The sequence below is a fragment of the Streptomyces sp. DSM 40750 genome (genome assembly GCF_024612035.1).
Taxonomy (GTDB): domain Bacteria; phylum Actinomycetota; class Actinomycetes; order Streptomycetales; family Streptomycetaceae; genus Streptomyces.
The window spans coordinates 10,238,630-10,251,632 of sequence record NZ_CP102513.1; the positions used below are offsets into that span (position 1 = coordinate 10,238,630).

General features: G+C 72.3%; 10 protein-coding genes. 3 read left to right on the plus strand and 7 right to left on the minus strand.

Annotated elements, in window-relative coordinates; all coding sequences use genetic code 11:
* Positions 1-81 precede the first annotated feature (81 nt).
* Positions 82-573, plus strand: a complete 492-nt coding sequence (locus tag JIX55_RS44860) for a DUF6328 family protein (protein WP_257568959.1) — start codon at positions 82-84, stop codon at positions 571-573.
* A gap of 93 nt (positions 574-666) precedes the next feature.
* Positions 667-3,870, plus strand: a complete 3,204-nt coding sequence (locus tag JIX55_RS44865) for an amidohydrolase family protein (RefSeq protein ID WP_257568960.1) — start codon at positions 667-669, stop codon at positions 3,868-3,870.
* A 90-nt stretch (positions 3,871-3,960) separates the two neighbouring features.
* On the opposite strand, the gene JIX55_RS44870 is transcribed toward JIX55_RS44865, so the two are convergent.
* The 6 genes from JIX55_RS44870 to JIX55_RS44895 all read right to left on the minus strand — a co-directional run bounded on the left by JIX55_RS44870 (position 3,961) and on the right by JIX55_RS44895 (position 10,401).
* Positions 3,961-5,190: a 4-hydroxybenzoate 3-monooxygenase gene (locus JIX55_RS44870; protein ID WP_257568961.1), complete on the minus strand. Its 1,230-nt coding sequence runs from the start codon at positions 5,188-5,190 to the stop codon at positions 3,961-3,963.
* Between the two features lie 84 nt (positions 5,191-5,274).
* Positions 5,275-6,270, minus strand: a complete 996-nt coding sequence (locus JIX55_RS44875; RefSeq protein WP_257569704.1) for a threonine/serine dehydratase — start codon at positions 6,268-6,270, stop codon at positions 5,275-5,277.
* 115 nt (positions 6,271-6,385) lie between these two features.
* Positions 6,386-6,736, minus strand: coding sequence for a UBP-type zinc finger domain-containing protein (locus JIX55_RS44880; RefSeq protein ID WP_257568962.1), 351 nt, complete (start codon positions 6,734-6,736; stop codon positions 6,386-6,388).
* Positions 6,733-8,250, minus strand: coding sequence for an ATP-binding protein (locus tag JIX55_RS44885; protein WP_257568963.1), 1,518 nt, complete (start codon positions 8,248-8,250; stop codon positions 6,733-6,735). Before JIX55_RS44885 ends, JIX55_RS44880 begins: the two co-directional genes overlap by 4 nt.
* Positions 8,251-8,269: 19 nt before the next feature.
* The gene (locus JIX55_RS44890; RefSeq protein WP_257568964.1) at positions 8,270-9,946 is read right to left on the minus strand and encodes an FAD-dependent oxidoreductase; all 1,677 of its coding nucleotides are present in this window, start codon (positions 9,944-9,946) and stop codon (positions 8,270-8,272) included.
* 98 nt (positions 9,947-10,044) lie between these two features.
* Entirely contained in the window at positions 10,045-10,401 is a 357-nt protein-coding gene (locus JIX55_RS44895) for a VOC family protein (protein ID WP_257568965.1), read from the minus strand.
* A gap of 59 nt (positions 10,402-10,460) precedes the next feature.
* Between JIX55_RS44895 and JIX55_RS44900 the strand changes: the two genes are divergently transcribed.
* A complete protein-coding gene (locus tag JIX55_RS44900) occupies positions 10,461-11,333 on the plus strand; it encodes a universal stress protein (protein ID WP_257568966.1) in 873 nt (290 codons plus the stop codon).
* Between the two features lie 16 nt (positions 11,334-11,349).
* Here the strand turns inward: JIX55_RS44900 and JIX55_RS44905 are convergent, their stop codons facing one another.
* Positions 11,350-12,597, minus strand: a complete 1,248-nt coding sequence (locus tag JIX55_RS44905) for a DUF4032 domain-containing protein (protein ID WP_257568967.1) — start codon at positions 12,595-12,597, stop codon at positions 11,350-11,352.
* Positions 12,598-13,003: the final 406 nt, after the last annotated feature.

Below are 13,003 nucleotides of genomic sequence, written 5' to 3' on the forward strand. Positions count from 1 at the left end.
AAGTGGCTGATGTTCGCGTATCGGCGTGCGGGACAAGGCGCCATCCAGGAAGGGGGACACAGACCTAGCCTGGAGGACGCCGTGCCCGAGAGCAGCGACAGCGCGGACCGAGGCCGCGACGAGACCGAGGCCGAGCGCGCCGACCGCCGCTGGAGTGAGCTCATCCAGGAGGTACGGGTCGCCCAGACCGGCGTGCAGATCCTGTTCGGCTTCCTGCTCACCGTCGTGTTCACGCCGCGCTACGAGCAACTGCCGCAGACCGAGAAGACCATCTACATCGTGACCGTCGTCCTCGGTGCCGCCGCCACCGGCGCCCTCATCGGCCCCGTCTCCTTCCATCGGCTCGTCTCCGGCCGCCGCATCAAACCGGCCGCCGTGCGCTGGGCGGCCAGACTGACCGTCGCGGGCCTGATCCTGCTCCTCGCGACGATGACGGCCGCGCTGCTGCTGATCCTGCGTGTGGCCACCCACGACGAGTACGTGCCATGGCTGGTGGCGTGTGTGCTCCTCTGGTACCTGTTGTGCTGGTTCGCGCTGCCGACATGGATCCGGGGCCGTCACACCAGGGAGTGACACCGCCAACCCGTCACCCGGCGAGTGGCGTCCCGCGATGGCGTGAATGGCGGTGTTGCCCCTGGGTCGTACGGTGCGCCAGCGTGCGGTGTCATGGACCGTGACCAGAGTCGTTCCCCCCTGTCCCTGACCCGCCGTCAACTCCTGGCCGCCACCGGGGCCGTCGCGGTCCTCGGCACCGCCGCACCCGCCGTCGCCCGGCCCCGCACACCCGGCTCCGCTCGCTCCCTGGCCTTCACCCGGGCCACCAACGGTTCGGCGACCCTCGCACCCGCCGGCGACACGCTGGTCGCCGAGATCCAGAGTGGCCTGTGGTCCCTGCCGCGCACCGGCGGCAAGGCGGCCCCCCTCACCCCGGCCGGCCTCGAACCCAACCGGCCCACGTACTCCCCGGACGGCGACCTCATCGCGTTCTGCGCCTACCAGGGCGGCGGCTTCCACCTGTGGACCATGCGCCCCGACGGCTCCGACCTGCGGCAGCGCACCGACGGCCCCTGGGACGACCGGGGCCCGTCCTGGTCGCCCGACGGCACCCGGCTCGCCTTCGGCTCCGAGCGCGGCGGCGACCCCGGCAATCCTTCCAACGGAAGCCCCTACCGCGTCCACGTCCTGGACCTCAGCACCGGTGACATCACCCGCGTCACCGGGCTCCGCGGCCAGGACGGGCCCCTCCAGGACGGCGCATGGGAGGACTTCGACCCCACCTGGTCGCCGGACGGCGCCCGACTGCTGTTCGTGCGCGCCAAGGTCGTCACCGCGAGCACCGGCCCGTCCGTCGAGTCCCGCACCGTGGCCGCCGTGGCCGCCGACGGCACCGGCCCGGTGGCCGTCGAACACACCGAGACCGCCGCCGCCCAGGTCATGACCCCCGCGGTCGCCCCCGACGGCCGCCTCGCGTACCTGCGCACCACCGCCTCCCCGAACGGCTCCTGCACCCTCGTCGTCGACGGAAGGCCCGTCCCGGTCGACGGCGACATCGCGCCCGTGCCGCCCCGCTGGACGGCGGCAGGCGAGCTGCTGCTCACGCTGGACGGCCGGTTCACGCTCGTACGGCCCGAAGAACCCGCGCGGCCGGAAGCGATCCCCTTCGAGGGGGTGCTCCCGGTGGACCGGCCGCGCTACCGGGTCAAGGAGTACGACCTCGGGGAGGCCCGCGTACGGCCCGTGCGGGGCATCCACCTGCCCGCGCTGTCGCCCGACGGCCGGAGCGTCGCCTTCGCCGCCCTCAACTCGCTGTGGCTTGCCGGTACTTCGGGCGGACGGCCGCCGAAGCGGCTCCGGAAGTCGCCACCGACCCGCTACCTCCTGGCGCCTTCCTGGGCACCCGACGGGAGGTCCCTCGTCTACGCCGACGACCGCGACGGACTCCTCGGCGTGTACCGGCACGATCTCGCCACCGGCGAGGAGACCGCCCTCGCCACCGGCGGCCGTGTCATGCCGGCCCTCTCGCCCGACGGGCGGCGACTGGCCGCCCTCGACATGACCGGACGGTTGGTCGTACGGGACCTGGACAGCGGCGAGGAACGCGTCCTCGCGGCGCCGCTCGGCGGGGGCGGGATCCCCGGCCGACCGAGCTGGTCGCCCGACGGCCGGTACCTCGCCCTGTGCGATCGCAACCGTCTTGGCGCCCGCTTCCGGGAGGGCTACAACCTGATCCGGATCGTCGACACCACGACCGGCGCCGACCGCCTGCACGCGGTCGCCCCCCACACCTCCATCGCCGACCGGTACGACTCCGGGCCCGTCTGGTCCCCCGACGGCCGCTGGATGGCCGTGATCGTCGAGTCCGCGCTGTGCCTGCTGCCCGTCGCCCCCGACGGCACCCCGCGCGGCGACCTCCGCACCCTCACCACCGAACCCGCCGACCATCCCACCTGGTCCGGCGACTCCCAGACCCTCCTCTACCAGTCCGGCACCCGGCTCCGCATCGTCGACGTCTCCGGCGACCACGCCCGAACCGTCCGCGTGCCCCTCGACCGCACCCGCCTCACACCCGCCGACACCGTCGTGCACGCCGGGCGCCTGTGGGACGGCACCGGCGAGACGGTCCGCGACGACGTCGACATCGTCGTACGCGACGGCCGCATCACCGCCGTGGAACCCCACCGGGGCAGCCGCAGGGCCACCCTCCGCCACGTCGACGCCTCCGCGCACACCGTGCTGCCCGGCCTGTGGGACACCCACACCCACCCCTGGCACAGCACCTACGGCAGCCGCCAGGCCACCGGACAGCTCACCTACGGCGTCACCACCGCCGTCTCCCTCGGCGGCTTCGCCTACGAACAGGTCCGCATCCGCGAGGAGGTGAACGCCGGCCGGCTCGCCGGACCCCGGCTGCTCACCACCGGGGAACTCCTCGACGGCGCCCGGGTCGCGTACAGCATGGGACGCGCCCACCGGACGAAGGCGGGACTGCGGCGTTCACTGGAGCGGGGTGCGGCGCTCGACTGGGACTTCGTCAAGACCTATGTGCGGGCGCCCGGTTGGGTGATGAGCGAGGCCGCGCGGTTCGCACACGAACGCCTCGGTGTACGCACCGGCGGCCACCTGCTCTCCCCGGGCGTACAGCTCGGCCAGGACCTGACGACCCATCTGCAGGCGACCCAGCGCGCGGAGTTCGGCCACGCCATCACCACCACCGGGCAGGCGTACCAGGACGTCGAGGAGATCTACACCGCGCGGGGCGTGGACTTCTCCCTCATCGCCACCCCGTTCACCGCCGCGCCCCTCCTGGGCGCGGACCCGTCCCTCGCCGACGATCCGCGCGTGACCGTCGTGATGGCCCCGTGGGACGCCGCCTTCGTGCAACAGGCCGCGGGCGTCCCCCCGACCCCCGCCCAACTCGCCGCGCTGCGCACCGAGACCGACATCTACCGGCGGATCCTCGGAGCCGGCGGCACCGTCGCCCTCGGCACCGACCAGCCGCTCGGCCCCGTCGGCCTCTTCCTCCACATCGCCCTGCGCGCCCTGCACGACGGCGGCCTCAGCCCCGCCGAGACCCTGCGCACGGCGACCGCCCTCCCGGCCCGGCTCTTCGGCCTCGGCGACGACCTCGGCACGGTCGAGACGGGCAAGCTCGCCGACCTGACCGTCGTCGACGGCGACCCCTTCACGGACTTCGCCGACCTCGTCCGTACGGTGTCGGTCCTCAGAGGGGGAACCCCTTACACCACCGAGGAGTTGGTGGCCGCGTACCGGCCCACGGCGCGGCGAGCGAAGGCCGCCGAGACGGAGGAGGACTGGCTGGAGATCGGGCGGCTGATGCGGCGGGACGGGTGCTGCCACGACGAGCACTGAGGGGGGCCGGACGTCCCTGACCCCTGACCCCTTACCCGGACCCCGGGCCCTCGGTCGACTGCCGGGGCCCGGAGGCGGGCTCTCCCGTGCCTAGTGGTCGGTGTCCTTGCCGATGAAGAGTTCCGCGAAGGTCGACGCGGCGGCGGGCGAGCCGAGGAGGCGGCGCAGCCGGGCGGTCGCGGCGCCCGCCCGGAACGCGTCGCCGGACGACGGCCCGTGCAGCAGCTCCGCCAGCCACTGTGAGAACTCCTGGTAGTGCCACACGCGGCGCAGACAGGCGTCCGAGTACCCGCGCAGCCCGCTGTCGTCGCCCTTGCCCAGGTGGGCGATCAGGGCGTCCGCGAGGAGCAGGGCGTCGTGCAGGGCGAGGTTCATGCCCTTGGCGGCGATGGGCGCGACGAGATGGGCGGCGTCGCCGGCGAGATGGAGGCGGCCGTACGTCATCGGCTCGGTGACGTAGTTGTGCATGTCGAGCACCCGCTTCTCGATCAGCGGGCCCTCGGTGAGGGGCCGGGTGCCGGGCACCGCCAGGCGGGTGTGCAACTCGGACCAGACCCGCTCGTCCGGCCAGTTCGCCGGGTCGTCGCCGGCGGGGACCTCCAGGTAGTAGCGGGTGATCTCGGGACTGCGTGCCATGTGCCCGGCGAAGCCGCGGGGGTGCACGCCGAGGATGACGCAGTCGGACGACGGGGGTGCCTCGGCGAGCAGCGCGAGCCAGCCGACGCCGTGGTCGTACCGGGCGACGGTGGTGTGCTCGTCGGGCAGCGCGGTCCGCGTGACACCGCGCGCGCCGTCGCAGCCGGCGATGAACTCACAGTGGAGCAGGTGTCGTTCACCGGTCTCCGGATCCGTGTACGACACGGACGGCTGCTCGCCGTCGATGTCGTGCGGCTCGACATCGCGCACGCCGAAGCGGATGTCACCGCCCCGTACGTCGGCGTACTCCCTGACCAGATCCGTCACGAGCAGTGGCTGCGGGTACACGTAATGGTGGTGCCCGGTGATCTCCGTGTACGGGAACCGCTGTCGTTCACCGGCGAAACGGAACTCGAACTCCGTGTGCACCGGTGCCCGTTCCACGATCCGGTCGGCCAGCCCGCGCCGCTCCAGCGCACGCACCGCCCACTCCTCCAGGAACCCGGCCCTCGGCCGCCGCTCGATGAACTCCCGGCTCTCGGTCTCCAGCACCACACAGTCCACGGCGGCGGCCCGCAAAATGTTGCCGACGGTCAGCCCGGCGGGTCCGGCGCCGACGATGACGACGGGGGTGCGCTCGTCCCACGAGGCGCTGGAGGGGGCGGCGGGGGTGGGGGTGGTCACGTGAGCATTATGCCGGGGCGTCGTGTGAGTGTCTTCAAGTGGCTTGCAGGGCAAGGCAGTTGAGGTCCCGGGACGCTGAAGTCGTCACAGCTCGAATCGTCGGGCCCACTGTGTGATGTCGGCCGTGGTCGCGTTGCCCCCGCACACCACGAGCCCCAGGCGGGCCCCGTCGCCGACCCGCTCCAGCACCTGCCGGGCGGCGGGCAGCAGGCAGCCGGCGGCGGGCTCCGTCCACACCTTGGCATGCTCGGCGAGGTCGAGGACGCCCTGGACCGCCTCGGCGTCCGAGACCACGACGACGTCCTCGACGAGGGCGGACACATGGTCGTACGTGAGCTGGGAGACGGCGGGCGCGCTGAGCGTGGTGACGATGGAGGAGAGGGAGACCGTCACCGGACCGCCCGCCGCGAGCGCCTCGGTCATGGTCGTGGCGCCGACGGTCTCCACACCCCAGACGCGGACACCCGGGCGCAGGGCCTTGAAGGCGGCGGCGACACCGGCGATGAGCCCGCCACCGCCGATGCTGACGAGCACGTCGGTGAGTGCGCCGGCGCCCCCGCCGTAGTCGTGGCCCGCGTCGTCGTTCGCGGCGTCTTCGGCGAACTCCAGGCCGACGGTGCCCTGACCGGCGATCACCACCGGGTCGTCGAACGGGTGGACGAGGGTGAGGCCCTCCGACCGCAACCGCTCGGCGAGCGCGAACGCCTCCGCCATTCCGTCGGTGAGCCGCAGCGACGCACCGGCCGCCTCGACGAGGTCGGCGGCCCGCCTCGGGGCGGTCCTCGACATCACCACGGTCGCCTTGATGTGCAGCGCGGCCGCCATCTGCGCCAGCGCGATGCCGTGATTGCCACCGCTGACCGCCACGACCCCGGCCGCCCGCTCGGCGTCCGTCAGTGTCAACAGCTTCGCGGTGGCGCCGCGGGCCTTGAACGAGCCGGTGCGCTGCAGCAGCTCCAGCTTCGTGGTGACTGGGACACCGAGGAGTGCGGACAGCCCGGGGCTCAGCATGGTCGGCGTCCGCACGACATGCCCGACGATCCTCGCGGCCGCCTCTTGGATCTCGGAGATCCCGATCAACACATCCACCCCGTTCACGATGGCCCGACGACGACCGGTCACTCCGGCCGACTGCCCGTCCGACCCTGATCGACCCGAGCCTTGACGTCAAGCAGGACTCCGTTCGCCCCCGAGGTCACCGCAGGGCTTCGGTCCAGTTCGGAGGTACGCGCCCCGCCGGCCCCGGCGCCGGCTGGTCGGCGGGGTGGCTGAAGGGCGGGGTGAGGTCGGGCCCCGACTCGTACATCTCGGAGGTCTCGTAGTTCCAGAACCAGGACTCGCCGGGCTCGTAGCTCTGCACGAAGGGGTGTCCGGTGGCGCCCGCGTGGGCCGTGGCGTGCTGCGCGGGGGAGGAGTCGCAGCAGCCGATGTGCCCGCACTGGGCGCAGCGTCGGAGGTGGAACCACCAGCCGCCGGCCGCGTCGCACTCCACGCATCCGTCGCCGCTCGGCGGGACGGCGGGATCGATTCCGGCAGGCAGGGTCATGACGTCTCCTCGGGCGCGTCGGGGGCATGGTCCAGGCCGTCGTCCGGCTCGTCGGCGAGCGTCAGGTCCAGATCGGCCGCGGGCGCCGTGAGCGGCAGGAAGACCTGGAAGCGGGTGTCGCCCGGGCGGGAGTGGACCTCGATGTGACCGTGGTGCTTGTTGACGACGATCCGCCAGGAGATGTCCAGACCGAGCCCGGTGCCCTGTCCGACCGGCTTGGTGGTGAAGAAAGGGTCGAAGATGCGGCCGCGGATGTCCGCCGGGATGCCCGGGCCCGTGTCGCGGAACTCGACGAGTACCTGGTCACGGTGGTCGAGGGCGGTCCGTACGGTCAGCGTGCCCGCGCCGCCCTTGTCGTTGATCGCCGAGACCGCGTTGTCGATCAGGTTCGTCCACACCTGGTTCAGCTCACCCGGATACGCGGGGATGCGCGGCAACGTACGGTCGTAGTCCTTCACCACCTCGATGCGGTCACCGATCTTCCCGGACAGCATCAGGAGGGTGCTGTCGAGGAGTTCGTGGACGTCGGCGTTCTGGTAGGGCGCGCGGTCGAGCTGCGAGTACTGCTTCGCCGCGTCGACGAGCTGCGTGACACGCGTCGTGGAGTCCTCGATCTCGTTCATCAACAGCTCTGTCTCGACGGTGTAGTTGAGCCAGCGGACCGCTCCTTCGAGGGTGTGCTCGTCCACGGCGGCCGCGACCTGGTCCAGCCAGTCGGTGCCGAGCCCGGCCTGGACGAAGTTCGGCGCCAGCTGCCAGCCGCCCGTGATGCCGTGGTCGTCGAGCCAGTCCGTCAGGTCGTCCTCCCGGTCGGAAGCCTCCAGCGGACTGAGCGGGGTCGCCTTGGCGACCTGCTCGGCGGTCCGCTCCTGGAGCTCGACCAGCGACTCCAGCATGGCGCGCTTGTGCGGCCCGGCGGCGATGGCCCCGAGCTTGTGCCGCATCCCGGCCACCCGCTCCCGCAGCGCGGAGGTGGCCCGTACGGCCGCCGCGGCGGGATTGTTGAGCTCATGCGTGAGCCCGGCGGACAACGAGCCGAGCGCCAGCAGGCGTTCGCGCTGGCCGATGGTCCGCTGAGTGTTCTGGCCGCCGAAGAACAGGCCCTCCAGCAGATGCACGGCCATGGGGAACCAGTCGCGCATGATCTGGGCGAAGGAGGCCGCGGGGAGAACGAAGAACCGCGAGGGGACCGTGACCCGCATGGAGCCGTTGTAGCGGGCCTGGTCCGCCTGGTCTCCGAGATACGCCTGGAAGGCGCCCGCGTACACCCCGACCTGGGAGCTGCGGCTGACCTCCACGTCGTCGTCGCCGACCTGCCGGGACAGCACGACCGTGCCTTCCAGGAGCACGAAGAAGCAGGTCGCCGGCTCGCCCTCCCGGTAGACGAAACCGGGTTCGAACCGCTCCACCCGGCCCTCCCGGCACAGCCGGTCCAACTGCTCGTCGTCCAGCTTCTCGAAGAGGAAAAGCCTGCCGAGTTCCGCCCGATCGCAGGGCGACGGCTGCCCGCTCACGACGACGCCCGTACGGTTGTCATGACTGCTCCAGATACCTGTGCACCAGCATCACGGCCATCGCTCCCTCTCCCACCGCGGACGCGACCCGCTTCGCGGAGTCCGACCGCGCGTCCCCGGCGACGAACACGCCGGGAACATTGGTCTCCAGGTGGTACGGCGGCCGGTCCAGCTCCCAGCCCGCCGGTGGCCCCCCGTCGCTGGTCATGTCGGGCCCGGCCACGATGAACCCGTGCTCGTCGCGGAGAACGGTCCCCTCCAGCCAGTCGGTGTGCGGCTCGGCCCCGATGAACACGAACAGCCACTGCGCGTCGACGAGTTCCTCGCGCCCGCTCGCCACGTCCTTGAGTGTCAGCTGCTCCAACTGGTTCGTGCCGTGCGCGGCCTCGACGACGGTGCCCGGGCGCACGAAGATGTTGGGCGCTTCGGCGAGCTGCTGGATCAGATAGTGGGACATGGACGCGGTGAGCGAGTCGCCCCGTACGAGAAGGGTCACCGACTTGGCGCCACGGGACAGGTACATCGCCGCCTGCCCGGCCGAGTTGGCGCCGCCCACGATGTACACGTCGTGTCCCTGGCAGCCGGCGGCCTCGGTGAGCGCGGAGCCGTAGAAGACGCCGCAGCCGGTGAGGTCCGCGCAGCCCGGCGCGGTGAGCTGTCGGTACGACACGCCGGTCGCCAGGATCACGCTGTGCGCGGCGACCGCCGAACCGTCGGAGAACCGGATGGTCCGCGCCGCCCCGTTCACCTCAAGGCCGCTCACCTCGCGCGCGGTGAGGATCTCCGCCCCGAACTTCGTGGCCTGCCGCCGGGCCCGGTCGGTGAGCTGGCCGCCGGACACCCCGTCGGGGAAGCCGAGGTAGTTCTCGATCCGTGAGCTCTGCCCGGCCTGCCCGCCCGTGGCCGACCGTTCGACGAGGAGTGTCCGCAGCCCCTCCGAGGCTCCATAGACGGCCGCGCCGAGCCCGGCCGGTCCGCCGCCGATGACGACCAGGTCGTAGAAGTCCTGGGCCGGCGTCGTCGCCAGTCCCACCCGCTCCGCCAGCTCCGGGTCCTCCGGCTCGACCAGCGGCGTACCGTCCGGGGTGACGACCAGCGGCAGCCGCTGCCCGTCCGCACCGGCCGCCGCGAGCAGCCGTCGCCCCTCCGGCTCGTCCGACGAGTACCAGCGGTACGGCACCTGGTTGCGCGCCAGGAACTCCCGTACGCCCGACGACCGCGCCGACCACCGGTGCCCGACGACCTTCGTGGTACCCACACACGTACGGTCGGCGGCCCGCCAGGCCTGCAGCAGGTCGTCCACCACCGGATAGAGCTTCTCCTCCGGCGGGTCCCACGGCTTCAGCAGATAGTGGTCGAGGTCGATCACGTTGATCGCGTCGATGGCCGCGTTGGTGTCGGCGTACGCGGTGAGCAGGATCCGCCGCGCCCCCGGATAGACGTCCAGCGCCTGTTCCAGGAACTCGATGCCGTTCATCTGCGGCATGCGGTAGTCGGCCAGGACCACCGCCACCTGGTCCCCGCGCAGCTTCAGCTCCCGCAGGGCCTCCAGCGCCGCCTCCCCGGACTCCGCCCGCACGATCCGGTACGACTCGCCGTACCTGCGCCGCAGGTCCCGGGCCACGGCACGGGACACCCCCGGATCGTCATCCACGGTGAGGATCACGTTCCGCGCCGGACCGACAGCCTGAGTCATACGCCTCCACCCCGAGCCAATGGGGCCATCGTATGTTCGACCGTTCGGGTTCGCTCGGTTTCCGGAGAGCCGCAGGCCCGGGGGCCCCTGCGGAGGCTTCAGCTTCTGCGCGGGCCGAGTACGCAGAACTCGTTGCCCTCCGGGTCCGCGAGCACGACCCACGGCTCGTCGCCACTCTGTCCGACGTCCGCGTGCCGGGCTCCGAGGGCGAGGAGACGGGTGACCTCCGCCTCCTGATCGACGGGGCGGAAGTCGAGGTGCAGGCGGTTCTTGACGGTCTTGGCCTCCGGGACGGGCGCGAACAGGAGGCCGGGAAGGCGGTCGGGGGCCGGACGGATCTCGTACTCCTCGGGAGAGTCGTTGACCACCACCCACCCCAGCGCCTCCGCCCACCAGCGGCCCAGGGCCGCCGGATCGGCCGAGTCCACCATCACTTGCTCCCACTCCAAGGCCATACGGCGAGAGTAGTGAAGACTGGGCCCATCAGCCATGACGTGACACAGAGAGGTGACCGATGACGACGCGCCCGATCACCGCCGCAGTGGACGGTACGACCGAGAGCCTCGCCGCGCTGGCGTGGGCCGGCCGGGAGGCCGTACGCCGGGGCCTGGCGCTGCGGGTGGTGCACGCGTGGCGGTGGGAGCCGCACGAGGCGATCACCGTGGACCGGGACGGACAGGCGCAGTGGGCCCGGGAGGCGCTCGCGGAGGCGGCGCGGAGCGTCGCCGAGCGGCACCCGGAGCTGGAGGTGACGACGGAACTGGTGGAGGGCTCGCCGGTCGACTCCCTTGTGGCCGCCGCGGAGCACGCCGGGACGCTGGTGCTCGGCTCGCGCGGGCACGGCACGCTCGTCGGCTTCCTCCTCGGCTCCGTCGGACAGCAGGTGATCGTCGAGTCGCCGCGTCCCGTCGTCCTCGTCCGCGCCGAGGACAGCCCGGCCGGGGAGGCCGCGGGGCGCGAGGTCGTCGTGGGGCAGCAGGGCACTCCGGAGGACAGCGCGGACGTCCTGCGGTTCGCGTTCGAGACGGCCGCGGCCCGCGGGGCGTCCCTGCGGGCGGTCCGGGCATGGACGCTGCCGCCGCTGTACGCGTACAGCCCCGGCTCGCTGAAGCTCCTCGACGAGGCGGGCGGCCTGGAGCCGTACGAGAAGAAGGCGCTGGCCGCCGCGCTGGAGCCGTGGCGGGAGCGGTTCCCCGAGGTGCCGGTGACCCAGCACGTCGAGATGGGCAGCGCCGGGCAGGTCCTGCTGTCCGTGGCCCAGCGGGCCCAGCTGATGGTCGTCGGGCGCCGCGCCCACCGTACTGCTGTCGGCGCCCGTATCGGCTCGGTGGCCCACGGCGTCCTGCACCACGCGCACTGCCCGGTGGCCGTGGTCCCGCACGAGTGACCCGGGTCCCGGCGGCTCACATGGGGGTGACGTCGTCCACCGACGGCGGCAGCAGGGCCAGGGCCTTCGGCAGGACGTTGTCGGTGTAGTCCTTCACCGCCGTGTCCAGGCCGATGTCGTGCTGGGCCCGCTCGGACAGGTACCAGCGGTGTTCGAGGAGCTGGTGGTAGATCTCCGCCGCGTCCATCGAGCCGCGCAGTTCCAGCGGGACGGCCCGCACGGTCGGGCGGAACACCTCCCGCACCCAGCGGTGGGCCAGGACCTCGGGGCGGGCGCCGAGGGGATCGCCCGGGGCGTAGTCGTCCTGGGTGGCCATCCAGCTCTCCAGGTCGTTCAGGAGCCGCCGGGCCTGGTTCTCCTCGGTGTCCAGACCGGTCAGCCGCAGCAGCTGGCGCTGGTGGTGACCCGCGTCGACGACCTTGGGCACGAAGGTCACCGTGTCACCGTTGGTGGAGTGCTCGATCTGCATCTCGGCGACGTCGAAACCGAGGTCGTTGAGGCGGCGGATCCGGCGCTCGATGTAGTGGTACTTCCCGGCCGGATACACCGACCTGCGCGTCAGCTCCTCCCACAGCGTGTGGTAGCGGGAGCAGATCTCGTTGCCGAAGTCGATCGGGTCCACCGAGGGGTGCAGCGCCCCGGACGCCTCCAGGTCCAGCAGCTCGCCGCTGATGTTGACCCGGGCGAGATCAAGGTCGTACTCGCGTTGCCCGCTGCTCAGTTGCGGATGCAGATCGCCCGTCTCGGCGTCCACCAGATACGCGGCGTACGCGCCCGCGTCCCGCCGGAACAGCGTGTTGGACAGCGAGCAGTCGCCCCACGCGAACCCGGCGAGGTGCAGCCGCACCAGCAGGACGGCGAGCGCGTCCATCAGGCGGTGCATGGTGGCCGGACGCATGGTCGTCTCGAACATCGAGCGGTACGGCATCGAACCGCCCAGGTGCCGGGTGATCAGCACCGGCTCCAGGGGGTCGCCCGCGTCGTCGGTGCGGCCGGTGACCACGCCCAGGGCGTCCACGGCGGGGATGCCGAGCCGGTCCAGGTCGCGGAGCAGCTCGTACTCGCGCAGGGCGGGCCGCTCGGCGAGTTCCTTGACGGCGACGACCTCGTCGCCGGCGCGGGCGTAGCGCACCACGTGGCGGGAGATACCGCGGGGGAGCGGCACGAGGTGGTGCTCGGGCCACTCCTCCAGCGGCAGGTGCCACGGCAGTTCGAGCAGCAGCGCGGGGTGTTCCGGGTTGGTGGCGCTGATCTGCAGTGCCATGGGTCCTCTGCCTTCGTCTCACGGTGGTGCGGAGTGCTCGCGGGCACGCGGTTTCCCACTGCTGCCTGGAGCATCTCCGCATCCGGAGGACCCTTTCGTCAACCGGCCGCCCGACCTGTGGTCAAGCCCGTAGGACGAGCGGCCAGCCGTGGTCAGGCCCGTCGGTCGGGGGCCGGTCGGTCGGAGGGCTGGCCCGTGGTCAGGCCCGTCGGTCGGAGGGCTGGCCCGTGGTCAGGCCCGTCGGTCGGAGGGCCGGCCCGTGGTCAGGTCCGTGGTCAGGCCCGTCGGTCAGGGGCCGGTCCACCTGGTCAGGCGGGAACCGGTGCGGCCGGCTCCTCCTTCGAGCGCCCGACCGCCGACCGGACGTTCCACGCGCCCACGCCCACGCCCAGGCACAGCAGCCCGG

What these genes read in the sequence shown, in the direction of transcription:
- JIX55_RS44865 (WP_257568960.1), top strand. Translation starts at nt 667, where the DNA reads ATGGACCGTGACCAGAGTCGTTCCCCCCTGTCCCTGACCCGCCGTCAA.
- JIX55_RS44880 (WP_257568962.1), bottom strand. Translation starts at nt 6,736, where the DNA reads ATGACCCTGCCTGCCGGAATCGATCCCGCCGTCCCGCCGAGCGGCGAC.
- JIX55_RS44890 (WP_257568964.1), bottom strand. Translation starts at nt 9,946, where the DNA reads ATGACTCAGGCTGTCGGTCCGGCGCGGAACGTGATCCTCACCGTGGAT.
- JIX55_RS44895 (WP_257568965.1), bottom strand. Translation starts at nt 10,401, where the DNA reads ATGGCCTTGGAGTGGGAGCAAGTGATGGTGGACTCGGCCGATCCGGCG.
- JIX55_RS44900 (WP_257568966.1), top strand. Translation starts at nt 10,461, where the DNA reads ATGACGACGCGCCCGATCACCGCCGCAGTGGACGGTACGACCGAGAGC.
- JIX55_RS44905 (WP_257568967.1), bottom strand. Translation starts at nt 12,597, where the DNA reads ATGGCACTGCAGATCAGCGCCACCAACCCGGAACACCCCGCGCTGCTG.